General features: G+C 74.2%; 15 protein-coding genes and 1 pseudogene. 14 read left to right on the forward strand and 2 right to left on the reverse strand.

What is annotated here, in order from left to right; genetic code table 11:
• The 13 genes and pseudogenes from ABZ449_RS06590 to ABZ449_RS06650 form a co-directional block, all read left to right on the forward strand.
• Nucleotides 1-4,152, forward strand: a pseudogene (locus tag ABZ449_RS06590) (hypothetical protein); the annotation flags it as partial.
• 15 nt (nt 4,153-4,167) lie between these two features.
• Nucleotides 4,168-4,773: a hypothetical protein gene (locus ABZ449_RS06595; RefSeq protein ID WP_360341212.1), complete on the forward strand. Its 606-nt coding sequence runs from the start codon at nt 4,168-4,170 to the stop codon at nt 4,771-4,773.
• Nucleotides 4,770-5,417, forward strand: a complete 648-nt coding sequence (locus ABZ449_RS06600) for a hypothetical protein (protein ID WP_360341215.1) — start codon at nt 4,770-4,772, stop codon at nt 5,415-5,417. The genes ABZ449_RS06595 and ABZ449_RS06600 overlap by 4 nt, the downstream gene beginning before the upstream one ends.
• Nucleotides 5,414-5,770, forward strand: a complete 357-nt coding sequence (locus tag ABZ449_RS06605; RefSeq protein ID WP_360341218.1) for a hypothetical protein — start codon at nt 5,414-5,416, stop codon at nt 5,768-5,770. Before ABZ449_RS06600 ends, ABZ449_RS06605 begins: the two co-directional genes overlap by 4 nt.
• The gene (locus ABZ449_RS06610) at nt 5,763-6,932 is read left to right on the forward strand and encodes a hypothetical protein (RefSeq protein ID WP_360341221.1); all 1,170 of its coding nucleotides are present in this window, start codon (nt 5,763-5,765) and stop codon (nt 6,930-6,932) included. The genes ABZ449_RS06605 and ABZ449_RS06610 overlap by 8 nt, the downstream gene beginning before the upstream one ends.
• 22 nt (nt 6,933-6,954) lie before the next feature.
• Nucleotides 6,955-7,464, forward strand: coding sequence for a phage baseplate assembly protein V (locus ABZ449_RS06615; RefSeq protein ID WP_360341224.1), 510 nt, complete (start codon nt 6,955-6,957; stop codon nt 7,462-7,464).
• 14 nt (nt 7,465-7,478) lie between these two features.
• The gene (locus ABZ449_RS06620; protein ID WP_360341227.1) at nt 7,479-7,811 is read left to right on the forward strand and encodes a hypothetical protein; all 333 of its coding nucleotides are present in this window, start codon (nt 7,479-7,481) and stop codon (nt 7,809-7,811) included.
• Between the two features lie 56 nt (nt 7,812-7,867).
• On the forward strand, nt 7,868-8,248 hold the full coding sequence (locus tag ABZ449_RS06625) for a GPW/gp25 family protein (protein ID WP_360341627.1): 381 nt from the start codon (nt 7,868-7,870) through the stop codon (nt 8,246-8,248).
• Nucleotides 8,245-11,454: a putative baseplate assembly protein gene (locus ABZ449_RS06630; protein ID WP_360341230.1), complete on the forward strand. Its 3,210-nt coding sequence runs from the start codon at nt 8,245-8,247 to the stop codon at nt 11,452-11,454. The genes ABZ449_RS06625 and ABZ449_RS06630 overlap by 4 nt, the downstream gene beginning before the upstream one ends.
• A complete protein-coding gene (locus ABZ449_RS06635; protein ID WP_360341233.1) occupies nt 11,451-15,224 on the forward strand; it encodes a putative baseplate assembly protein in 3,774 nt (1,257 codons plus the stop codon). Before ABZ449_RS06630 ends, ABZ449_RS06635 begins: the two co-directional genes overlap by 4 nt.
• Before the next feature lie 65 nt (nt 15,225-15,289).
• Nucleotides 15,290-17,509 (forward strand): hypothetical protein, encoded by a 2,220-nt coding sequence (locus tag ABZ449_RS06640; RefSeq protein WP_360341236.1) that lies wholly within the window; start codon nt 15,290-15,292, stop codon nt 17,507-17,509.
• A 29-nt stretch (nt 17,510-17,538) separates the two neighbouring features.
• Nucleotides 17,539-18,954, forward strand: coding sequence for a DUF6519 domain-containing protein (locus ABZ449_RS06645; protein ID WP_360341238.1), 1,416 nt, complete (start codon nt 17,539-17,541; stop codon nt 18,952-18,954).
• A gap of 174 nt (nt 18,955-19,128) precedes the next feature.
• The gene (locus ABZ449_RS06650; RefSeq protein ID WP_360341241.1) at nt 19,129-19,788 is read left to right on the forward strand and encodes a transcriptional regulator; all 660 of its coding nucleotides are present in this window, start codon (nt 19,129-19,131) and stop codon (nt 19,786-19,788) included.
• A gap of 34 nt (nt 19,789-19,822) precedes the next feature.
• On the opposite strand, the gene ABZ449_RS06655 is transcribed toward ABZ449_RS06650, so the two are convergent.
• On the reverse strand, nt 19,823-20,359 hold the full coding sequence (locus ABZ449_RS06655) for a hypothetical protein (RefSeq protein ID WP_360341244.1): 537 nt from the start codon (nt 20,357-20,359) through the stop codon (nt 19,823-19,825).
• A 202-nt stretch (nt 20,360-20,561) separates the two neighbouring features.
• The gene (locus tag ABZ449_RS06660) at nt 20,562-21,785 is read right to left on the reverse strand and encodes an ROK family protein (protein WP_360341247.1); all 1,224 of its coding nucleotides are present in this window, start codon (nt 21,783-21,785) and stop codon (nt 20,562-20,564) included.
• Nucleotides 21,786-22,111: 326 nt separating this feature from the next.
• Between ABZ449_RS06660 and ABZ449_RS06665 the strand changes: the two genes are divergently transcribed.
• Nucleotides 22,112-23,836, forward strand: coding sequence for a SpoIIE family protein phosphatase (locus tag ABZ449_RS06665; protein WP_360341250.1), 1,725 nt, complete (start codon nt 22,112-22,114; stop codon nt 23,834-23,836).
• Nucleotides 23,837-23,978 lie beyond the last annotated feature (142 nt).

Here is a 23,978-nt window from a genome sequence, read left to right on the forward strand (position 1 = left end):
GGGCCGGACGCCGCCGCGCCCGGTCCGGCGGCCGAGCAGGCCGACGCACCGGCCGGACTCGCCGCCCAGCCGGCCCCGGACGCCTCCCTGGAGTCCGGCGGCGGAGCCTGCGCGGGCCCGCAGCAGCCCACCACCGAGGCGGAGCCGGACGGTGGCGGCGCCGGTGGCTGCGCGGCCGGGGGCGGGGGCGCGGCGGGTGTCCCGGCCCAGCAGCAGGAGGAGAAGGCCGCCCCGCCCGACGTCTCCGGCCAGGACCCGCAGAGCGCGCTCGCCACCGCCGCGAGCCTGCCGCCCGATCAGATGGCCACCACCCTGGACGGCGTGGACGGCTCGGTGGACCGTACGGTCGGCGAGAAGCACGCCGCGCTCCAGGCCGCCCCGCCGGCCGTCCAGCGCCCGTCCGGAGCCCCGCAGACCCAGTCCGGCACACCCGAGGCCGCGCCGCCCGCCGAGGCGGTGGCGGAGCGGCTGGAACGGGTCGGCCCGCAGGGCGCGGACGGTGAGCAGCAGAAGGCCGAGCGGAAGCAGGTCGAGGGCCGCAACCCCGGCGACCGGGTCGGCTCGCCGCACGTCGCCGACGACCCGGGCAACCAGGTCTCGCCGCAGGAGGTCCAGCAGGCCCAGGTCGCGGTCGACGGCGTGCCCTCGACCGACCCGGCGCTGAACACCACCGTCGGCGCCGCGCCCAAGGTCGAGCTGACCGGGGAGAGTGACCCGGCGCGCACCGACCGGCAGGCGGCGAAGCTCAAGGAGAGTTCCGGCAGGATCCTCGGCGTCGGCCGCCAGGACGCCGCCAAGCCGATGGGCGAGGACCGGATCTACCCGGACGTGCCGAAGGAGACCCTCACCGCCTCCGTCCCCGGGGGTGGCCGCCGCAAAGGCGGGGGCGCCGGCGCCGGCCGTGCGGCCGGCACCAAGCCGGGCATCGGCATCGTGACCCAGCAGGAGCGCGGCCCGCAGATCCAGGCCGCGGTCGGCCAGGGGCAGGGGCAACTGGGCTCCGCCCAGGCCGAGCAGAAGCAGGGCGAAGCCGAGGCGCGGCGGCAGAACCAGGCCGAGATCGACCAGGAGGTCGCCGACAACGCCCAGGCCCAGGCCGGCGAGCGGGGCGACGCGGCAGCGAAGGTCACGGCCGAGCGCGAGCAGTGGCGCACCGAGCAGGACCAGAAGATCACCGGCGCGGACCAGGACGCCGACGCGGAGCACAAGGACAAGAGCGGCCAGATCGACAAGAAGCGCACCGAGGCCGACAAGGACGTCCAGGACCGTCAGCAGCAGGACAACCAGAAGATCCAGGACAAGCGCAAGGAGGCCGAGGAGAAGGCCCAGAAGGAGAAGGACCGCAAGAAGGAGGAGTCCGAGGGCTGGTGGGGCTGGGTCAAGTCCAAGGTCAAGGCGGCCTTCGATGCGCTGGTCGAGGCGGTCACCAAGGTCTTCGACTTCTTCCGCGGCCTGATCAACGACATCATCGACGGCTTCCGCAAGTTCGCGAACTGGGCGATCGACCAGGCGCGCAAGTTCGCCGTCGACCTGATCAACAAGCTCGCGGACGCGCTGATCAAGATCTGCGACGTCCTGCTGGCGGCCTTCCCCGAACTGCGGGACAAGTTCCGCAAGAAGATCGAGGAGTGGCGCGACAAGGCCGTCGCCAAGGTCAACGAGTGGGCGGACAAGCTCAAGAACGCCGTCAACAAGCTGCTGGACGTGCTGGCAGCCGGGCTGAACGCCCTGCTGGACGCGCTGGAGGCGGGCTTGAAGGCCGCGATCGAGGCGGTCCGCAAGGCGGTGCTGGACGCGATCGACTTCGTGCAGAAGGCGATCGCGGTCTTCGGCGAGTTCGCGGCCCTGATCGGCGACATCGCCCCTGACCCGGGCGGCTGGCTGAAGAAGCTCGGCAGTGCCGCGATCGACGGCATCCAGCACTACTTGTGGGGCGCGATCAAGAGCGCGGTGCGGACGTGGTTCAACGAGAAGGTGGAGTCGGTCGTCGGCCTGACCTCCACCATCGTCAACGTCCTGGTCAAGGGCTGCATCTCGATGGCCCAGATCGGCCGGATGGCCTGGCAGGCGATCGTGGCGGCGCTGCCCGGGATGATCGTCTCGATCGTCGTCGAGAAGCTGGTGTCGCTGATCGTGCCGGCGGCGGGCGCGATCATGGCGATCATCCAGGGGCTGGTGGCGGCGTGGAACACCATCAGCAAGATCGTCGCCGCGATCGGGAAGTTCGTCGCCTTCCTCAAGGCCGTCAAGTCCGGGTCGGCGGCCTGCTTGTTCGCCGACGCGGTCGCGGCGGGCGTGGTCGCGCTGCTGGACTTCATCTCCAACTTCCTGCTCAGCAAGCTCAAGGGGGCGGGGAAGGCGGTCGGGACCAAGCTCAAGGGGATCGCGCAGCGGATCCTCAAGGGCCTGGCCAAGGCCGGCAAGGGCGCCCGCAAGGCGGCCGGCAACGCCGTCAACAAGGCCCGGGCAAGCCTGCGCCGGGCCACCCAGGCGCTACGCAAGCGGCCCTCCCCCGGCCGCACCCGCCCCACCCGCACCGGACCGGCCCGCCACACCGCCGGCCACGCGGAGCGCCACCCGTCGGCCGCCACCCCCGGACGCCCCCGCCCGAAGCCCACCACCCCCCGCCGCCGCCCCACCTCCCCCGTCGGCCGCGCCCTCAACGCCAGCCGGCAGACCGTCAAGGCCGCCCTCAACCGCGTGCGGACCGCCGCCCGCACCCTCGGCCGCAAACTCCTCAACAGCAAGCTGGGCCGCGCCCTCACCAACGGCGCCCACAAGATCCGCGACGCCTACCGCAAGCAACGCGACCGCCTCCGTGCCTGGAACCAGAAGCGCCAGCAGCAGCGCGCCCAACGCCGCGCCCACGAGAACTCGCCGGAGGCGAAGAATCAACGGCTGGCAGCCATTTTGGCCCGCCTGCGCCCGAAACTGCACCGGTTGCTCGGTCGAGGGTTGCCGGACAGGGTCCTGGGCGCAGTGCTCCGAGCACTCCGGGTCTGGTACCGGCTCACCGGACTCGAGAAGGTCGGCTCCTCCGCCTTCCACGTGCTGGTGACGCTCAATCCGCAGGAAACCGCAGTCGACGGGATCGATGTCGACATCGCCGACCGCGTGATCCTGATGATCAACAGGATCGGCGAGGAGTACAGGGCGAGGGCCCTGCAGGCCAACGGCGGGGCTCAACCCCAGCCGGCATCAGGGGAAAGGGACACCTCCGCCCTCAGCCAGCTGGTCAGCCAGCGGAACATGGAGCGGCGTCAGACGTCCGAACGGTTCGAGGTCGATGCCAACCGGACTGCGTACCAGGCGTCCGGCATCGTCCAGAGCATTCCCGCTCGCGAGCAGATGAACTTCTCGAGCTACGTCGAGTATCGCGACCGTGATCAGATCCTGGCCAGCGTACGGCGGGACCAGGGGCCGTCCTATTCGGGAAAGGTCCAACGGGAGGACCAGCTGGTGCACTGGACCTCACGCGAGGGTGGCGCCCTGAAGTCGGCCGCTCTCAAGCACAACGAGTGGACGGACAAACTGGAGAACGAGTGGACTCCCGCAGAGCGCCGCGCGCTGGCGACCAGCGCCCTGTCCGTCATCACCGGAGGCAACCCCGCAGGCCCGCACCAACAGAATGCGGCTGAGCTCGCGCAATGGCACTTCGAAGTTGAGGGCGGCCGCGACCCGGCAACGTTCGCGCTGACCACCATGGGGCTTGACATGGCCTCACGGGGCCGCGGCCGGCTGAGGCTCGGCAACGAATCGGTGGACTACTCGGATCTCGCGAACTTTGCGCGGGACTTCCCGATGCGCGAGTTGAAGGCCAAGAAGATCCGGAAAGGCCTCCACAAACACCTTGAGACGGTCCAGAACCACTGGAACAATCCCGTGGGAGTCAGTGGAAATCCCCGCAAGCGCCCGCTCATAAACTCGGACAAGAAGGCCGGCCAGGAGAAGTCCGACATGCGTCGAAGGCAGCTCCGGATATTCCGCGCCTGGCTCACCAGCGTTGACGACCTGAAGGCGTGGGCGAAGGAACTGGAGGGGCTCGCGGCGGAGAGCCGGGAAGTCGTCGAAGCGAGACTCGCCCAGCTCGAGAAGCTCGTCCGCGCCAGACTTGAGAAGCTTTGGGAGCAACACAGTGGGTCATCGGAATGAACAGGGTGAGCGGCAATGAATGAACGTGCCATCGAGTTCGGGTCCCGCCGACGCGTACTCCGACCGGGCCCGGGGGAGGCCGAGGTCGAGGCCTTCTGCGCGGCCCACGCGTGGCCGCGGGTCAGGGAGGGCTGGCTGGATCCGGAGACCAAGTGGGAATACAAGATCACCTGGTCCTGCGGGCCCGCGGTGAAGATCCACTACGTGGAGGACGAGCTTGCCGGGCAACGGTACGTCCAGACCTCCAGCTCGAACATGCAGCTCCTGGAGCACTACGCGCGCATCGCCGATGAAGAGCTCCCGGTCCGGACCTTGGAAGACCTCATCGAGCAGGTCGATCTCGCCGAGGAGCCCATTCCACGGGGCCTGGCACTCATCCGGCTGGGAGTGGGGGCCCCCACCGGCTCTGACAGTGAGGTGTTCGCGCGGATCGCCGCCGGTCTCGAGGACTCCGCGAAGGAAGTCCGGGACATGTCGATCCTCGCCTCGCTCTACGCGGCGTATCCGAACCTCCGCCCGCTGCTGAAGTCCGTTTCCGAGCAGGACGCCGTCCAGGACCTGCGGGACCGTGCACGCGCGACGCTCGCGGCATTCGACAACATGGGAGTTGCACGGGAATGACCGGGTACACGGACGCGCCCAAGCCGATCAGGGCCGGGCTGGTGATCGTCGACGCGTTGCGGGGGACGCCCCAGCGGGTCGTCGTGTTGCAGTTCAACCCCGACAGCCTGGAGCGCTCGCTGGCCCCCCAGGTGGCAGGCGCTGACGGGACCGGGGACCGGACGGAGGCGCTGCGCCTCAAGGGGCCGGCCGTCGAGACCTGGAAGTTCACGGCGGAGCTGGACGCCACCGACCAGTTGGAGGTGCCGGCGCCGACCGGGATCCATCCGCAGCTGGCCACCTTGGAGCTGCTGGCGCAGCCGGCCAGTTCGCAGCTGCGGGCCAATCAGGCGCTGGCCGCGCTCGGCACGCTCGAGATCACCCCGATCGAGGCGCCGCTCACCCTGTTCACCTGGGGCGGGAAGCGGATCCTGCCGGTGCGGCTGACCGAACTGACCATCACCGAGGAGGCGTTCGACATCGACCTGAATCCGATCAGGGCCGCCGTCGCGATCGGCCTGCGCGTTCTGACCGTCAGTGATCTGCCGACCGGGCACCGCGGGGCGGAGCTGTACCTCGCGCACCTGGCGCAGAAGGAGCGGCTGGTCGGTTCCGCGACCGGCGGGCGACTGAGTGCGCTCGGGCTGGGAGGGGGGTTCCAGTGACCGTCGACCCGCTCAACGCGCTGCCCGCGCCCTCGCCGTACCCGTTGACCAGCAGGTACCACGGCGTTCCGGTCGCGTTGCACACGGGGCCGGACGGGCGGCAGGTCCCGTACCTCACCAGGAGGCTGCTGCCCGGCACCGACGGCCTGACCCCGCTCGCCGAGCACACCGTCAGCGCCGGCGAGCGCCCCGACCTGCTGGCCTACCGCTACCTCGGCAGCGCCGACCAGTGGTGGCGGATCGCCGACGCCAACCCCGTGATCGATCCGCGGGAGTTGACCGCGACGCCGGGCCGGCGGATCACCATCGCGCTGCCCGGCGCGGTGCCGGGGCCGGGGGTGGGGAATGGCTGACGCCTCGGCCGTCACGGGCGCCGTCACCGGGGGCGGGCCGATCGGGTCGATCCACCTCAGTCTGCTGATGGGCCCGCAGCTCCCGGTGCCGGTGCCGCAGCCGGTGACCGACGCGCTGCTGTCGGCGCAGGTCACGGTGGCGTCCGGGCAGCGCAGCGGGTTCCAGCTGGCCTTCGACCTGTCGAAGCACGGTCTGATCAACACCGCGCTGCTGCCGGGCGGCTTCTTCGACCCGAAGATCCGGGTCGTGCTGATGGTGACCGTCACGGGCACCCCGACCGTGCTGATGGACGGTGTGATCATCCGCCAGGAGGTCGGCATCAGCAACCAGCCCGGCCAGTCCACGCTCACCGTCACCGGCGAGGACCTGACGGTGCTGATGGACCTGGAGGAGCAGGCCGGCGTGCCGTTCCCCGCGATGTCCCCGGCGGCCCGGGTGGCCGCGATCATCGCCAAGTACGGGCAGTACGGCATCGTGCCGCTGGTCATCCCCGAGCTGGTGCCGCAGACGCCGATGCCGACCCGGCGGATCGACTTCCAGAAGGGCACCGACCTCGGGTACGTCAACGAGCTGGCGAAGGCCAACGGTTACGTGTTCTACCTCGACCCCGGCCCGGCCCCCGGGATGAGCCGCGGCTACTGGGGGCCGGAGATCCGGCTCGGCGTGCCGCAACACGCGCTGAACGTGAACATGGACGCGCTGTCCAACGTCGACCAGCTCACCTTCGCCTTCGACGGGACCGCCCGCGAGGAGCCGGAGGCCCGCGTCCAGCTCCCGGCGACCAAGGTGTCCGCCGTCCTGCCGGTGCCGGAGGTCAGCATCCTGCGTCCGCCGCTCGCGCTCAGGCCCGCGCCGGCACTGAAGAAGAAGGTCATCGCCGACACCGCCAAGAAGGACAGCTCCCAGGCCGTCGCCGAGACCATCGCCAAGGCGATGCAGTCGGCGGACGCCGTCTCGGGCTCCGGCCAGCTCGACGTCGTCCGGTACGGCCACGTGCTGCGGCCGCGCGAGCTGGTCGGTGTCCGCGGCGCCGGGCTCACCTACGACGGCCTGTACTTCGTCAAGAGCGTCACCCACAACCTCAAGCGCGGCTCGTACACCCAGAACTTCACGCTGACCCGCGAGGGCCTGATCGCCCTCCAGCCGACCGTCATCCCCTAACGCTGCGGCAGGAGTTGCCCGCATGGCCGAACCGACCCGCTACCTCGGCAAGTTCCGGGGGACGGTGGTGAACAACGCCGACCCGCTCGGGATCGGCCGCATCCAGGCCCAGGTGCCCGACGTGCTGGGCGAGGTCGCGTCGACCTGGGCGATGCCCTGCTTCCCGGTGGCCGGTCCTGGCATGGGGCACTACGCCGTCCCGCCGGTGGGGGCGGGCGTGTGGATGGAGTTCGAGCAGGGCGACCAGAGCTACCCGATCTGGACGGGCTGCTGGTACGGCTCCGCCTCCGAGGTGCCGGTGGAGGCGACGACCGGCCCGCCGGGCGTGCCGAACCAGGTGCTGGAGACCACCGGGCGGCGGGTGATCGTGCTGTCCGACGACCCGACCACGGGGATCACCCTCCGCACACCGAGCGGGGCCTCGATCGTGATCAACGACTCGGGCATCCGGATCAGCAACGGCCAGGGCGCCTCGATCTCGCTCGTCGGCGCCACCGTTTCCATCAACCAGGACGCCCTGAGCGTGACCTGACGGGGGAGAGACTCGTGCCCGGAAATCTGCTGCACGTCAATGCGACGGTGACCTGCCCGCACGGCGCCCAGGCGACGGCCCTGCCCGCCCAGGCCCGGGTGCTGGTCGCCGGCCAGGCCGTGACCAGCACGGCCGACCTGTACACCGTCACCGGCTGCCCGTTCAACGTGGCCGGCAAGCCCCAGCCCTGCGTCACGATCCGCTGGGTGGTGCCGTCCGCCCGGATCCGGGTGAACGGCTCCCCCGCGCTGCCGCAGTCCGCCGTCGGGCTGTGCCAGAGCGCCGAGCAGGTCCCGCAGGGGCCGCCGATCGTGACCGTCGTCCAGCAGAGGGCGGTGGGGGTGTGAGCACCACGACGAGCACCGCACCGCACGACGGGCCCGGCGCCCAGCCGGCGGCTCCGCTGCCCGGCCCGGCCCGGACGGACCTCGCGTTCCCGTTCCGGATCGACAGCCGCGGACGCACCGCCGAGGCGGCGTACGACGACCACGTGCGCGACCTGATCGAGCAGTTGCTGTTCACCAGCCCCGGCGAGCGGGTCATGCACCCGGACTTCGGCTGCGGGCTGCTCGACCTGGTCTTCGCGCCGAACAGCCCGGAGCTGGCGGCCACCCTGCAACTGTCCGTCCAGGCGGCGCTGCAACGGTGGCTCGGCGACGTGATCGAGGTCGTCTCGCTCGACGTGGAGAGCGAGGACAACGTGGTGCGGGTCGAGCTGGCGTACGTCGTGCGCCGGACCGGTACCCAGCGGCAGGACGTGTTCGAGGGCGGGGTGGCGGCATGACCGGGCGATCCGAACGTCCGACGGCACGGTGCGGGACGGAACTGCGCCGCGCCGACGTGCGAGCGGCGCAGCTGCTGGGCCTCGACGGCGCCGAGCCGGACGACGACGGGCGCACGCTGAGCGTGACCTTCCTCGGCCGGGCGCCGCAGGAGCTGGGCCCGGAGAACATCCGCGTCGACGGCGGCCGCCGGATCACCGGGCTGCGCGCCGTCGCGGTCGACATCGAACGCGCGGACGACCCGGAGCTGGACGACCGGATGTACGTCACCCTCGACCGCACCGGCGACACCTCCCGCTACCGGCTGACCGTGGTCGAGGCGGACGCCTACGGCCGGCCGGGCACCCGCCCGTACCCGGGCTTCGACCCGAGGTACGCGAGCACCGGGTTCTCCTTCGGCGCCGACTGCCCCTCCCCCTACGACTGCCGCACCGAGGAGGACTGCCCGCCCGCCGTCCGGCCGGCCCCGGTCATCGACTACACCGCCCGCGACTACGAGAGCCTGCGGCGGCTCGTGCTGGACCGGATGAGCCTCACCACCCCCGGCTGGACCGAGCGGCACCTGCCCGACCTCGGCGTCACCCTGGTCGAGCTGCTCGCCTACACCGCCGACCAACTCTCCTACCAGCAGGACGCGGTGGCCACCGAGGCGTACCTCGACACGGCCCGCCGCCGGGTGTCGGTGCGCCGGCACGTCCGGCTGATCGACTACGCCGTGCACGACGGCTGCAACGCCCGGGCGTTCGTCGCCCTGGCGACGGACCGTCCGCTCACCCTCCACCCCGGCAGCTTCCGCTTCGCCGCCGTCGACGTCAGCCGGCTCGGCCCGCAGGAACGCCCGGAGCTGTCCACGGTGATCCCCGACGGGCAACTGGACGCGCTCACCCGGACCGCCGCCGTCGAGGTGTTCGAACCGCTCGGCCGGGCGGACCTGGTGCTGCACCCCGCGCACAACACCATCCGGTTCTGGACCTGGGGCGACCAGGACTGCGTCCTGCCGAAGGGCGCGACCTCCGCCACCCTGCGCGACGACTGGCACGAGGCCGACCAGCCGGAGGCCCGCACCCGGCACCTGGCACTGCGTCCCGGCGACCTGCTGGTCATCGAGGAGGTGCTCGGCCCGCGCACCGGTGCCGCCGCCGACGCCGACCCCGCGCACCGCCAGGCCGTCCGGCTGACCTCGGTCACCCACCTGGTCGACGAGTTGTACGAGCAGCCCGTGGTCGAGGTCGGCTGGGCGCCGGAGGACGCGCTCACCTTCCCGGTCTGCCTGTCCGCGCGCGGCGGCACCGACTGCGGTCCGGTCCCCGACGTGAGCGTCGCCCGCGGCAACGTCGTCCTGGTCGACCACGGCCGCTCGCTCACCTTCTGCGGCGGGGCCCCGGAGACCTTCGCGGTGCCACCGGAGCCGGTCCGTACGGCGCCCTGCGGGCCGGGCGGGTCCGGCTGCGCGGACCGCACCGGGGGCAGCCCCGCGGCGGAGGCGATCCACGAACTGCTCGACCGGACCAGGACCGGCCGCCAGCTCGGCCCGCCACAGGTCCGCGAGTTGTACGCGCTGCTCGGCGAGGCGGCGGTCCGGCGGTCCGGGCTGAGCATCCAGCTCGCGCCGGGCGCGGGCGCGGAGGGCGAGGACGGCCAGGGCGCCGTGGTCGAGCCGCCCACCGCCGACGCCCAGGCGGCGGCGCTGGAGACACTGCTCGACCAGACCCGCTACCCCGTCCTGCCGCAGCCCTTCCGCCCGGTGCTGCGCTATGCGCCGGTCACCCGGGCCGCCGCCTACCCGGACCGGGCGCACGTCTGCGCCCGGCAGGCCGTCCTGCTCGCCGGCATCCCCGAACGGGTCCGGCAGCGCCTGGAGGAGCTGTGGCACCGGGCGGACTGCGGCCACTCCCTCTCCCGCGCCGAACTCGCCGAACTGACCCTGCTGTTCGGGGCCCAGGTGGTGCACGATCTGCACCTCGCCGACCGGCCCGCCGCCGGACTGCGCGAGCTGCTGGCCCGCCGCACCCGCCTGCTCGCCGCCAAGCTTCGCCGCCTCGAGGTGCTCACCGCGCGGGCCCGCTCCGGCGGGGTGCTCCGGCGGCCCGGCGTCTGGGAGGTGGCGCAGAGCTGGGGCGGGCGGTACGCCTCCGGGCTCGACCCCGACTCCCCCGCGCTGGCCGGCCCGGCGTCCGGGATCGCCGTCCAGGACCCTCGTGCCGCGCTGCCGGCCGTCCGGGCCACCGCCGGGGGCCAGGAGTGGACTCCCCGCCGGGACCTGCTCTCCGACAGCCCGCGCGACCGGCACTTCGTCGGCGAGCCGGAGGATGACGGCCGCCTCGCGCTGCGCTTCGGCGACGGGCAGCACGGTCAACCACCCCGACCCGGAGCGGAGTTGCGGGTCGCGTACCGCATCGGCAACGGCACGGCCGGGAACGTGGGCGCGGAGGCCATCAACCACCTGGTGGTCTGCCAGGACCAGCCGTCCCACCCGAGGGGGCGCAGCACCGTCACACCGCCGCAGGACGCACTGCTCCGGGTCCGCAATCCGATGCCCGCGAGCGGCGGCACCGATCCCGAACCGCTCGACCAGGTACGGCAGCTGGCCCCGCTCGCGCCGAGCCGCACCCGGCTGCGCGCCGTCACCGCCGCCGACTACGCGGAGCTGGCCGCCGCCCTGCCGGGCGTCCGGCGGGCCGCCGCCGAACTCCGCTGGACCGGCAGCGTCCAGGAGGTCCACGTCGCCGTCGAGCCGTACGGGCAGGCCACCGCGGGCACCGACCTGCTGGCGGCGGTCGGCGACGGCCTGGAGGCGTACCGCCGGATCGGCCACGACCTGGTCGTCCGCCCCGCCCTGGTGGTGCCGCTCGACCTCGAACTGCAGGTCTGCGCCGCCCCCGGCTACCAACGCGGCCACGTACTCGCCGAGTTGCGCCGGGTGCTGGGCAACCGCGCCCTGCCGGACGGCCGCCTCGGCTTCTTCCACCCGGACGCGCTGGGCTTCGGCGAGCCGGTCCGGGTCTCCCGGCTGGTGGCCGTCGCCGCCGCCGTTCCGGGCGTGGTCAGCGCCCAGGTCACCCGGCTGCGGCGGCAGTTCGGACGGGACGACGGCGAGCTGGCCGACGGGCTGCTGCGGCTCGGCGCGCTGGAGATCGCCGGTTGCGACAACGACCCCGACCGGCCGGAGAACGGCCGGCTCTCGATCGTGATCGGAGGCGGCCGATGAACGGCCAGTGCACCTGCGGCTGCTCGGGCACCGCCACCACGACGCCCGTCCCGCTGTTCAACCCGCCCGGGCTGGACGCCATCGGCTACCGGGTCGGCCGCTACGGGGAGTTCCTCGACAGCCTGCTCGCCCGGCTGTCCGGACCCGCCTACCCGGCGCTGCGCGACCTGACCGTCCGCACCCCGGACGACCCGGCGATCGCGCTGCTGGACTCCTGGGCCGTGCTCGCCGACGTGCTCACCTTCTACTCGGAGCGGATCGCCAACGAGGGATACCTGCGCACCGCCGTCGAGGAGGGCTCGCTCACCCTGCTCGGCCGCCTCGTCGGGCACCGGCCCCGGCCCGGCGTGGCCGCCGACACCTACCTCGCCTACACCCTCGACCACGACCCGCGGTCCGCCGAGGACCCGACCGTGGTCGTCCCGCGCGGCGCCCGCAGCCAGAGCGTGCCCGGCCCCGGCGAGGACCCGCAGTCCTTCGAGACCGCCGAGGACCTCGCCGCCCGCTCGGCCTGGAACGAGCTGGCCGTGCTGCGCCGCCGCCCGTACCAGCTGACGCCCGGACAGCTGAACCCCGGCGGCCGGGCCGAACTGTTCGCCGCCGGCACCGCCAACAACATCAAGCCCGGCGACCGGCTGCTGTTCGTCTTCAGCGCCGACAAGGCCGCCGACCCGGTCCACCGGGTGCTGCGGCTGGTGCCCGAGGTGCGGCTCGACCGCGAGAACGACGTCACGGTGATCGGGCTGCCCCGGGACCTGCGCACCCTCAAGGACCTGCGCGCCGAGCTGGCGGACTGGATCACCGTCTCCGAGGGCGCCCCGAACCCCAGGCCCGGGCACAGCCGGATCATCCGGGACTTCGACGAACAGGTCCTGGCCCCGCTGCGCGCCGACCTCGACCGGCCGACCGGCCCGCTGAGCACCCCGGCCGACTTCGCCGAGCGGCTCGCCCCGGTGATCGCCCGGGCGGCCGAGGCCGCCGAACTGGCCCGGTCCCAGCAGCCGGTGGCCGACTGGTTCGGGCGCCTCGGCGAGGAGCTGACCGGCCTGCGCGACCGCGCCCACCAGCTGGAGCCGCCGCAGGCTCCCGACAAGCCCGGGCCGAACCCTCCCGGCACCTCCGACCCGGCCGTCCGCGGACTCGGCTCGGTGCTGGCGGCGCTGCGCACCGCCCCTGCCCGGCCCCCGCTGAGCGCCCGGGACCTCGCCCGCGACCCGCAGCGCCTGTTCGCGCCCGGCTCGGACCTCGGCGCGCAGCTCCTGTCCGCGCTCGACCCCCGGCTGCGCGACGGCCTCTACCCGGCCTGGCGGCGGGTCGACCTGACGGCGCCGCTCGCCGTGCACGAGATCCAGGCGATGCGGGTGGTCGCCACCCCGTTCGGCGCCACCGCGCCGCTCAAGCCCGTCTACGGCAACGACGGCCGGATCGACCGCTACGTGGACTGGCCGCTCGCCGGCAGCACGCTGATCGGCGTCCGGATCGGCTTCGACACCGCCGGCACCGTCCCGAAGACCGCCGACTTCACGTACGTCGAGGCCGGCAGCCTGACACACGACGGCTTCTCGCTGCCGTGGGACCACACCTTCACCCTCGGCCCCGGGCAGGTCAAGGTGGTCACCACCGAGCCGCCCGCACCGACGCCGAACCCGCACGCCGCCGCCGTGCGCGCCGCCGTGCCCGCTCCCGACCAGGAGGCCGGGGTCAGCGCCGAGTTCCTGGCCGAACTGCCCGAACGCACCGTCTTCGTGTCCCGTCCGCAGGCCGACGGGCGCATCCACGTGAAGGTGGACGGCGGGCCCGGCTCCGCACTCGACTACCAGCTCGAACCGGGCCAGGAGAAGACCGGCGAGTCCGGCGAGCTGAACGTCCGGGTCCACCGCTACACCGCCACCGACGAGTCGCCGCCCGCGGTCGAGGTGGTGTTCACCACCAAGCTGCAGCCGGTCTCCGGCACGGTCCTCACCCTCGACGCCGTGTACGACCAGATCGCGCCCGGCAGTTGGGTGGTCATCCAGCGCCCGCGCAAGGGAATCGACGGCGGCATCCCGGGCAGCCGCGACCTCGCCGAGGTCATCACCCGGGTGACCGACGTGCGCGTGATCTCCCGCGCCGACTTCGGCATCACCGGCAAGGTGACCGAACTGTCCCTGCAGCAACCGTGGTTGGACGAGAAGGACACCCAGCTCTCGGACATCCGGGACACCACCGTCTACGCCCGCGGCGAGTCGCTGCGGCTCGCCGACGAGCCCGTCACCGAGGAGGTCCACGGCGATCGGATCGAACTCGCCCGGCTCTACGACGGGCTGACCCCCGGCCGGTGGATCGCCGTCAGCGGCGAGCGGACCGACATCCCGAACACCACCGGCGTCCGGGGCACCGAACTCGCCATGATCGCCGGCGTCGAGCAGAGCGTCGACCCGCGCCTGCCCGGGGACACCGTCCGCACCACGATCACGCTCAGTGCCCCGCTCGCCTACCGCTACCGGCGCGACACCGTCCAGGTCCTCGGCAACGTGGTCCGCGCCACCCAGGGCGCCACCCGCGACGAGGCCATCGGCAGCGGCGACGCCGGCGTCCCCGGGCAGCGCTTCACGCTGTGGCAGTCGCCGCTCACCTGGCTCGCCGCCGACACCCCCGGGGGCGCGCGCAGCACCCTGGAGATCCGGGTCGACGGGGTGCGCTGGTACGAGGTCGACAGCCTCGCCGGGCGCGGCGCCGACGAACGGGTCCACGTCACCTCGACCGCGGCCGACGGCCGCACCACCGTCACCTTCGGCGACGGCGTGCACGGTTCACGCCTGCCCACCGGCCGGGAGAACGTCCGAGCCCGCTACCGGATCGGCATCGGCGAGTCGGGCAACGTCGGCGCCGGCCGGATCACCCAGCTCACCACCCGCCCGCTCGGCGTCTCCGCCGTCGTCAACCCGCTGCCCGCCACCGGCGGCGCCGGCCCTGACGGCCCCGGCCTCGCCCGGCGCAACATCCCGCTCGCCGTCACGGCACTGGACCGGCTGGTCTCGGTACCCGACTACGAGGACTTCACCCGCTCCCGGGCCGGCATCGGGCGCGCCAGCGCCACCCGGCTCTCGGACGGCCGGCGAGAGCTCGTCCACGTCACGGTCGCCGGGGTGGACGACATCCCGCTCACCCCCGACTCCGACCTGATCCGCACCCTGCGCTCCTCGCTCACCACCTACGGCGACCCGCGGCTGCCGGTCGAGGTCGCGCTGCGCGAACTCGTCCTGCTGGTCCTCGCCGTGAACGTGAAGGTCGACCCGGACCACTCCTGGGACCTGGTCGAGCCGGCGCTGCGCCGCGCCCTGCTCGACCGGCTCGGCTACGCCGGACGCCAACTCGGCCAGAGTGCCCACCTGTCCGAGGTGCTCGCCGTCGCCCAGGCCGTCCCCGGCGTGGACCGGGTCGACGTCGACGCCTTCACCGGCGTGCCCGGCAGCCTCACCCCGATGGGCCTGGAGCACCTGTCCGAGCAGCTCGCCCAGCCGCAGCCGACCGTCCCGGCCCGGCTCGCCCGCTTCGACGAACAGCGCTACCGGGTGCGGGACCCCGACGGGGAGACCCTCACCGACATCGCCGCCCGCAACGGCATCTCGGTCGCGGAGCTGCTGCGCCTCAACCCGGCCGTCACCGACACCCGCCCGCTGCCGGCCGGCCGCGTGCTGACGGTGTTCCGCGGCATCCGTCCGGCCCAACTCGCCCTGCTGTCGCCGAACCTGCCCGACACGTTGATCCTCAAGGAGATCCGCGCATGAGTGAGCGATGGGGGTCCCCCCCGGCCGGAGGCTCAGGGAGAGCGAATCGTCGGGAGGTGCGTCCGATGAGCCGAGACCCGGACGGACTGCTGGAGCTGCTGCCGCAGTGGCACCGGCTGCGCGACGCCGAGCAGGGCGAGCCGCTGCGCGCCCTGCTGGCCGTCGTCGCCGAGCAGGTCGACGTCGTGCGCAGCGGCATCGAACAGGGCTACCAGGACTGGTTCGTGGAGACCGCCGCCGACTGGGCCGTCGCCTACCTCGGCGACCTGGTCGGCTACCGGATCCTGCCCGGCTACGAGGAGGTGCTCGCCACCGGACTGCACGGCGGGGCCTCCCCGGAGCGGGCCGCGGCCCGCGACCGGCTCGCCGCCCGGCTGGCGCCGCGGCACGACGTGGCGAACACCGTCGCCTACCGCCGGCGCAAGGGCACGCTCGCCCTGCTGGAGGAGCTGTCCGCCTCGGTCGCCGACTGGCCGGCCCGAGCGGTGGAACTCTCCCGGCTGCTCGGCGGCACCCAGCCGGTGCGGCTGCTGCGCCCGGACGAGGAGGCGGCCGACCGTCAGCGGCTGAGCCGGGGCCGGCTGGTCGACGTCCGGCGCGGCGCCGAGCTGGACCTGCTCGGCGGGCCCTTCGACGGGCAGGCGCACACCGCCGACGTGCGCCGGGCCGCCTCCACCCGCCGCCAGGGCGGCTACACGCCGGCCGGGGTCGCCCTGTACGTCTGGCGGCTGAAGCCCTACCCGGTCACCCGGGCGCCCGCGTACTGCATCGACCGGGCCAGGAACCTCTTCACGTTCTCGGTCCTCGGCAACGACGCCCAGCTGGTCACCGAACCCGAGCCGGAGCCTTCGACCACCCATCTGGCGGCGATCGACAACGTGCCGGCCCCGATCCGGCGCCGGCAGCTCGCCGAGCGCCTGGCCGACTACTACGGGCCGGGCAAGAGCTTCGCCATCTGGCGCGACGGCGCCCAGGAGCCGGTCCCGCCCGCCGAGATCACGGTGGCCGACCTGAGCGACTGGACGTACCGGCCCAAGCGCGGCCAGGTCGCCGTCGACCCGCTGCTCGGCCGGATCGCCTTCGGCGCCCGCTCCGCCCCGCGCCGCGGCGTCTGGGTCGACTACCACTACGCGTTCGGCGACGACACCGGCGGCGGCGAGTACCCGCGCGACCGCCCGGAGACCGGGCAGCGGGCGCTCTACCGGGTCGGCCCCGGCGGGCCGTACGAGCGGATCAACGACGCCTACCAACAGTGGCGCGCCGACCAGGAGGACGGCAGCGCGGGCGGCGCCGCCGTCATCGAGATCACCCACAGCGGCGCCTACCAGGAACAGCTGGACTTCGACCTGGCGGAGGACGACCGCCTCGAACTGCGCGCCGCCGAGGGCACCCGGCCGGTGATCCGGCTGCTCGACTGGTACAGCAACCGGCCGGACGCGCTCAACGTGCGGGGCGTCTGCCCGGGCGGGCGGCTGGTCCTGGACGGGCTGCTGATCACCGGTCGTGGGGTCAACGTCACCGGACCGCTGGCCTCCGTCACCCTGCGGCACTGCACCCTGGTGCCGGGCTGGTCGCTGGAGCCGCACTGCGAACCGCACTCGCCGCAGGAACCCAGCCTCGTGCTGGACCACACCACCGCCTGCGTGAGGATCGAGCGCAGCATCCTGGGCACGATCCAGGTCGTCGGCGACGAGGTGGACACCGATCCGCTGGAGATCCACCTCGCCGACAGCATCCTGGACGCCACCGGGCCCGAGCGCCCGGCGCTCTCCGGGCCCGACTGCGAGCACGCCCACGCGCTGCTGCACGCCCACCGCTCCACGGTGGTCGGCGAGGTGCACACCCACGCGGTGCCGATCGCCGAGGACTGCGTGTTCACCGGGCGGCTGCGGGTGGCCCGCCGCTCGCTCGGCTGCCTGCGGTTCTGCTACGTCCCGCCGTGCTCGCGCACCCCGCGCCGGTACGGGTGCCAGCCGGACCTGGCGCGCTCGGCGGTGACCGAGCTGGTCGAGCGCGGCGAGCTGGACCCGACGCAGGCAGCCCGGCTGCGCGAGCTGGAGGCCGAGCGGGTCCGGCCGCTGTTCACCAACCTGCGGTACGGCACGCCCGGCTACGGCCGGTTGGCCGCCGGGTGCGCGCCGGAGATCACCCGCGGTGCCGAGGACCGCTCCGAACTCGGCGCCTTCCACGACCTGTTCCAGCCCCAGCGCGAGGACAACCTGCGGGCGCGGCTGGCCGAGTACACGCCGGCCGGCACCGACGCCGGGATCTTCTTCGTCTCCTGACCCGCCCCGATGACCCCGAAAGGGAAACCGTGCACGCAGACTTCTCGCGCCTGACCTTCCGGCCCGGCAAGCACTACTCCGCGGTGCTGACCCAGCAGGGCCGGGTGCAGCTCGACGCCGACGCCAACGAGCAGGCCGCGATCGAGCGGTACCAGCTGCGCGCGCTCGCCGCCGACCTGATCGGCCGCCGCGGCGGGCCGGCCGCGGCGGCCGGATTCGCGATCGGCTACGTGCCGGGCAACCACGACGTGGACGACCTCACCATCGGCGGCGGCCGCTACTACGTGGACGGCATCCTGTGCGAGGCCGACCGGCCCGAGCCCGGCATCGCCGTGCCCGACGACGGCGGCCAGGACAACAGCGGCGACGCCCGGGAGGCGCCCGTCGGCTGGACGTACTGGGACCAGCCGGACGCCTACCGGGACCAGGAGCGCGACGACGACCGGCTGCCCGGCGAATTCCCGTTCCTGGTCTACCTGAAGGTCTGGGAGCGCAGCGTCACCGCCGTCGAGGACCCGGAGATCCGCGAGGTCGCGCTCGGTGCGGCGATGCCCGACACGGCGGCCCGGGCCAAGCTCGTCTGGCAGGTGCTCGCCCTGCCCGCCTCGGAGTTGAGCGTTCCGGACGGCGGGGCGTCCCGGGTGCGGGAGGCCTTCGACGCGTGGGCCGAGGCGTACGAGCGGCCGGGCGGGCTGCTGGCCGCGCGCGCCCGGCGGCCGGAGCGGGCGAGCGAGGACCCGTGTCTGGCCCACCCCGAGGCCGGCTACCGGGGTCCGGAGAACCAGCTGTACCGGGTGGAGGTCCACCACGGCGGCTCGGCGGAGGGCTGCGCCACGTTCAAGTGGTCCCGGGAGAACGGCTCGGTCGTCCTGCCGATCGCCTCGATCGAGGGCGTCTGGGTCGACCTCACCACGCTGGGCGACGACGACAAGCTCAGCCTCTCGGTCGGCGACTGGGTCGAGGTCGCGGACAGCGCGTACGTCAGCCGGGGCGAGGCGGCGAACCTGCTCCAGGTCGAGGAGACCGACCTGCCGGGGCGCCGGGTGCGGCTGTCCGCCGAACCGGTGCCGGAGGTCGGGCGGCTGGCCGAGCGTCACCCGTTCCTGCGCCGCTGGGACCACCGGGCGCCCCGCGGCCGGGACGCCCTGCCGCTGGCCGGCGGCGCCCTGCAGCTCCGGGAGGGCGCCTGGCTCGACCTGGAGGACGGCGTCCAGGTGTACTTCCGATCGGGCGGCGCATACACCCGGGGCGACTACTGGCTCATCCCCGCGCGGACCTCCACCGGCTCGGTGGAGTGGCCGCAGAACGCGGCCGGCGAAGCGCTGCTCCGGGAACCGGCCGGGGTCCGGGTGCACCATGCCCCGCTCGCCTGGGTGAAGGGCCCGACCACGGTCGTCGACCTCCGACAGACCTTCGCCCCGCTGACCGCCCCCACCCCGCAGTAGGGCGTGCAGCCGGGTGGAAGCGGATGCGGGGCGGTCGCCCGCTCCACCGGCTCCCGGCCCGGCGCACAGCCCGGCCGGGAGCGCGTCGCCACACCGCCCCGGCCTGTCGCCACCGCACCGGCACCGCCGGACGGTAGGAATGGCAGCGGACCGAACCGCACCCCGGAGGCGCCGGTGAACCACCCGATCCTCGACCAGATCCAGGACCTGCGCGCCCGATTGGCGCCCGGCGACACCGCCCCCGCGCTGGTCACCGCACTCGCCGACGGCACCGCACCACGCTCGGCACTGGCCGAACTCGCCGCCCAGCAGCACCGGATCATCCGCTCCGACCGCCGCAGCCTGCTGCTGCTCGCCGGCCGCTGCGCCGACCGGCCGGTCAGCGCCTGGTTCGCCGCCCTGGCCGAGGGCGAGAGCGCCGCGCTGCGCACCCTTCCCGCGCTCGGCGCCGCCGTCGGCCTCGACCGCGGCGCCCTGGAGTCCCGTCCACCGCTTCCGGGCTGCCAGGCCTACCCGCACTTCCTCGCCTGGCTCGCCCTGAACAGCGGGCCCGCGGCCGCGGCCGCCGCCCTGGTCGCCAACTTCGCGGCCTGGGGCGGCTATTGCGCCACGATCGCGCAGGCGCTGCGCCGCCGGTACGGCTTCTCCGACGAGGCCTGCGCGTTCTTCGACTTCTTCGCCCAGCCCGCGCCCGAGCTGGAGCAGCAGGCCGCCGACGCACTGGGCCCGGACCGGCTGGACGAGCCGACCCTGGCCGCCGCACGCGAGTACGGGCTGCTGCTCCAAACCTACGAGCACCTGTTCTGGGACACCCTGGGTGTCATCGGCTCCTGAGCCCGGACCACCCCGGGCCCGGGCCCGAGCGGCCTCAGGCCTGCCAGTGCGGCTTCCCGCTGACCATCCGGCAGTAGATGACCCGGCCGCCGGCGTCGTGGGTGCTCTTGCCCAGGTCCGCGTTGCGGCAGAACTGTCCGGCCTCGTAGCAGTTGCCCGCGTTCGAGCGGATCTCGCATCCGGCACCGGCCGCCGCCGGGGGCTCGGGGTCGTTCGGCGGCTGGGCCGTGGTCACCTTCGGCTGCGGCGCCTTGCTGACGGACGGCTGCGCGTGGGCGCTCGGCTGGGCCGGCGGGGCGACGGGCGGGGGCGTGGCCACCGGCGCCGCGGGGGCCGGCGGGGTGCTGATCGGGGCCGGGGCGGCGGGCGTCACCGGCGGGGTGGTCACCGCGGCCGTGGTCGCGGTGGCGACGGCGGTCGGCGTCGCCGAGGCCGAGGCCGAGGCCGAGGCCTTGGCGCCGCCGTCGGCCGCCGACGGGTCGCACCCGGTCAGCGCCAGACCGACGGTGAGGACGAGTCCGGCGAATCCGGCCAGGCCGGCCCGGCGGCGACCGGGTATCCGTGAAGGCATGGGAGGAGAACGCTCCGTTCCGTATGGATGGGTCGTGCGATTGAAGCAGGAGCTGCACACGCACCGTCCACCGAACCCTCACTCGTTGGCAGATCGAGACCTTCCGGCCACCGAACGTCGCCGGCCGGCCCGTGCCGCGACGACGACGCCTCCTCGCCCCACCGACCGTCCCCGGCGGCCGACCGGTCCCACCGACGGACCGTCAGCGCAGCCCCGCGGTCCGGCGTTCGAACACCTCGGGGCGGGCGCTCTCCAGCGCCGTGGAGACCGCGCCCAGGAGCACCGCCTCCTCCCCCAGCAGGCTCGGCGCGAGCGTCGGACGCATCGGGGCGAGCCGGTGCAGGGCCTGCTCCAGCGGCTCCAGGAGCAGGTCCGCACTGTTGCCGATCCCTCCGCCCAGCACCACCAGGTCCGGGTCCAGGACGGCCGACAGCACGGCCACCGCGTAGGCGAGCCGCTCGGCCTCCCGCTCCACCGCCCGGACCGCCGCCGGCTCGCCGGCCCGGGCCCGCTCGAACACCTGCTTCGCCGTCAGCTGCCGCGTCGCGGACTCCCCGTCCAGCCCGAAGTCCCGGGCGGCCCGCACCACGGCGTCCGCGGCCGCCTCCTGCTCGATGGTCGCGGCCGGCTCGCCGGATCGCCCCGGCAGCGGGACCAGACCGATCTCGCCCAGCGCGCCGTGCGCGCCGAGCAGCAGTTCGCCGTCCTTCACCACGCCCAGCCCGAGCCCCGTGCCGACCAGCAGGTAGGCGAACATCCGGCTGCCCCGCCCGGCGCCCAGGGTGTACTCGCCGAGCGCCGCCAGGTTGGCGTCGTTGGCCACCGAGACGGCCGTTCCCAGGCCCGCCCCTATCCGGTCGAACAGCCCCGGCCTGCCCCAGCCGGGCAGACTGCTGGCGTAGCGCACCCCGCGCCGCTGCTCGTCCCACACCCCAGGGGTGCCGATCACCGCGTGCACGATGTCCCCGGCGGCCAGTCCGGCCTCGGTGATCGCCTCGTGCGCGGCGGCGACCACCGCGTCCGCGACGGCGTTCGCCGAGCGGCCCCGGTTGGCCACGTCCCGGCGGGCGACCACCGTCCCGGCCAGGTCCGCCACCGCCACCCGCAGCCGGGCCCGGCCGATGTCCACGCCGAGCACGTGCCCGGCCGTCGGATCGACCTCGTACAGCACGGCCGTGCGGCCCCGCTCGGGGGCCAGCCGCCCGGCCTCCCGGACCAGGCCGGCCCGCTCCAGCTCGGCCAGCGCGGCGGAGACCGTCGGCTTGGACAGACCGGTGTCCCGAGCCAGCTGGGCGCGCGAGGAGCCGCCGCCCGTGCGCAGCAGCTCCAGCAGCAGCCACTCGTTGTTGCTGCGGAGGCGCTGCCGGTTCCACGGCACCCCGGGGGCCCCGGCCGCCGGGCGACTGGTCGGCTGGTGGGGGCTCATCGGGTCCTCCGGTCTGGATCTTCGGTCGCGGGTGGGCTCGGTACGGCCGGCGGGGCCGGCCCGGGGCGTCCGGGGGCCGGGCGCCGCCGCCCAAGTATGACCGGTGATCATCCGGCGTTCGCCTGCCGTATCCGCACGGCCCCGCGGGCGTTCCCCCGGACATCCCCGCGCGCGACCCGGTGGCCGGCCGACCGGCCGCGGGCTCCGTCACAACACCGTCTCCGGCCGGTCAACGTTTCACCCGCCCGTGGGCGTGCCGCGCGCGGGCGCGTGATCATGGGAGTATGCACTTCCGGCACGGCAACCGAGCAGAGGGCCCACGACCCGTGACACCGGACGCCCGCTCCCTGGCGGCGACCGCGGCGGCCCTCGCCGCCCGGCTGGGTGCGATCACCGAGGGTGACAGCAGTGACAGCGGCGACGACCGCGGCGGCGACGATCCGGAACGGCTCCGCGAGGTCCTCGCCGCCGCCCCGGTCGGCGTCGCGCTGCTCGACGAGCACCTGCGCTGGCAGTACCTGAACGCGGCCTTCACCACCGCCACCGGGCTGCGCCGCGCGGACCTGCTCGGCCGAGCCGCCGCGACCACCGCCTTCGCCGGGGCCCTCGGCATCCTGCGCCGGGTGCTCGCCGACGGGCTCGCCCGCGAACACGCCACCGGAGGCCCGGACGGCGCGGGCGCCCCCGTACCGCCCGGCCTGCGGGTGCGCTACCGGGCGCTGCGGCACTCCGGGCGGACCACCGGGGTGATCGTCGTCGTACTGGACGACCCCGACCCCGCCCGCGACCAGCTGCGCGAGCTGGAACAGGCGCGGGCCCGGCTCGCCCTGCTGGACGCCGCCACCGAACGGATCGGCACCACCCTCGACATCGCCTCCACCGGCGCCGAGCTCGCCGCCTTCGCCGTGCCCCGGCTCGCCGAACTCGCCGTCGTGGACCTGCTGCCTCCCGAGGCCGAACCCGCCCGGGCCGGTCACGGTGCACCCCAGCGGCTGCGCCGCGTCGGTGCCCGGTCCGTGCCCGCGCTGGACACCGCGCTCGCCGAGCTGCCCCGGCCCGGAGAATCGATCCGCCACCGGGAGGGCTCGGCCGCCGCCCGCAGCCTGGCCGGCGGTGTCGCCGTGCTCACCGAGCCCGGCCCCGAGGACGCCTGCCCGGCCGGGACGGCCTCGCTGCTCGTCCTGCCGCTGGCCGCCCGCGGCCGCCTGATCGGGCTGCTCACCCTCGGCCGCACCGCCGCCTGCCCGGCCTTCACCCCCGGCGAGGCCGCCCTGCTCGGCGACCTCGCCGCCCGCGCCGCCACCGCCCTGGACAACGCCCGCCGCTTCGCCCGTTCCCAGGGCATCGCCCTCGAACTCCAGCGAGCGCTGCTGAGCGAACCCGGCAACCCGCACCAGAACCTCGCCCTCGCCTCCCGCTACCTGCCCTCCGGGAGCGCCTCGGTGGTCGGCGGCGACTGGTTCGAGACGGTCCGGCTGCCGTTCGGGCGCACCCTGCTCGCCATGGGCGACGTCATGGGGCACGGCGTCGAGGCCGCCGTCGACATGAGCCACTACCGCTCGGCACTGCGCGACCTCGCCGGAATGGACCTGCCCCCGCACCGGATCCTGCGTCAGCTCGACAGCATCATCTCCGCCGACGACTCCGCCCGCCCGGCCACCTGCCTGCTGTCCGTCGCCGACCCCGGCCGCGGCCGCTGGACCCTCTCCAGCGCGGGTCACCTGCCGCCCGCCCTGATCGCCCCCGGCCGTCCGACCGAGCTGCTGCGCATCCCCACCGGCCCACCGCTCGGCACCGGCCTCGGCGGCTACGAGCAGACCACCCACCCGCTCCTGCCGGGGCAGACCCTGCTGCTCTACACCGACGGCCTGGTCGAGCGTCGGGGCGAGGACATCGACGTCTCGCTGGAGCGGCTCGCCGCCCTGCGACTGCCCGCCGCCGGAGACCTCGACGGCCTGCTCGACGCCGTCCTCCGCTCCCTCGCGCCGCCGCCGTCCCCCGCCGCCGAGGACGACATCGCACTCCTGGTGGCCCGGCCCCGGCAGCGCTGACGGGCCGCCGAGCCCGCCCGCCTCCACCCGCTCCGCAACGGGGGGCGACCGTCCAGGCCTCGGGCGATGACCGCCGAGGAGAGCGCCCGGCGGACGGCCGGACGGTCGGCCTGCGCGGACGGGCGGCGGCTTCGCGGCCGCT

Origin of the sequence: Kitasatospora sp. NPDC005856 (assembly GCF_040629945.1) — a bacterium.
Taxonomy (GTDB): Bacteria; Actinomycetota; Actinomycetes; order Streptomycetales; family Streptomycetaceae; genus Kitasatospora.

Bases quoted from the DNA above. Each gene is read 5' to 3' on its own strand.
- ABZ449_RS06630 (WP_360341230.1), top strand. From the start codon at position 8,245: ATGACCGGGCGATCCGAACGTCCGACGGCACGGTGCGGGACGGAACTG.
- ABZ449_RS06655 (WP_360341244.1), bottom strand. From the start codon at position 20,359: ATGCCTTCACGGATACCCGGTCGCCGCCGGGCCGGCCTGGCCGGATTC.
- ABZ449_RS06615 (WP_360341224.1), top strand. From the start codon at position 6,955: ATGGCCGAACCGACCCGCTACCTCGGCAAGTTCCGGGGGACGGTGGTG.
- ABZ449_RS06610 (WP_360341221.1), top strand. From the start codon at position 5,763: ATGGCTGACGCCTCGGCCGTCACGGGCGCCGTCACCGGGGGCGGGCCG.
- ABZ449_RS06660 (WP_360341247.1), bottom strand. From the start codon at position 21,785: ATGAGCCCCCACCAGCCGACCAGTCGCCCGGCGGCCGGGGCCCCCGGG.
- ABZ449_RS06595 (WP_360341212.1), top strand. From the start codon at position 4,168: ATGAATGAACGTGCCATCGAGTTCGGGTCCCGCCGACGCGTACTCCGA.
- ABZ449_RS06600 (WP_360341215.1), top strand. From the start codon at position 4,770: ATGACCGGGTACACGGACGCGCCCAAGCCGATCAGGGCCGGGCTGGTG.
- ABZ449_RS06640 (WP_360341236.1), top strand. From the start codon at position 15,290: ATGAGCCGAGACCCGGACGGACTGCTGGAGCTGCTGCCGCAGTGGCAC.
- ABZ449_RS06635 (WP_360341233.1), top strand. From the start codon at position 11,451: ATGAACGGCCAGTGCACCTGCGGCTGCTCGGGCACCGCCACCACGACG.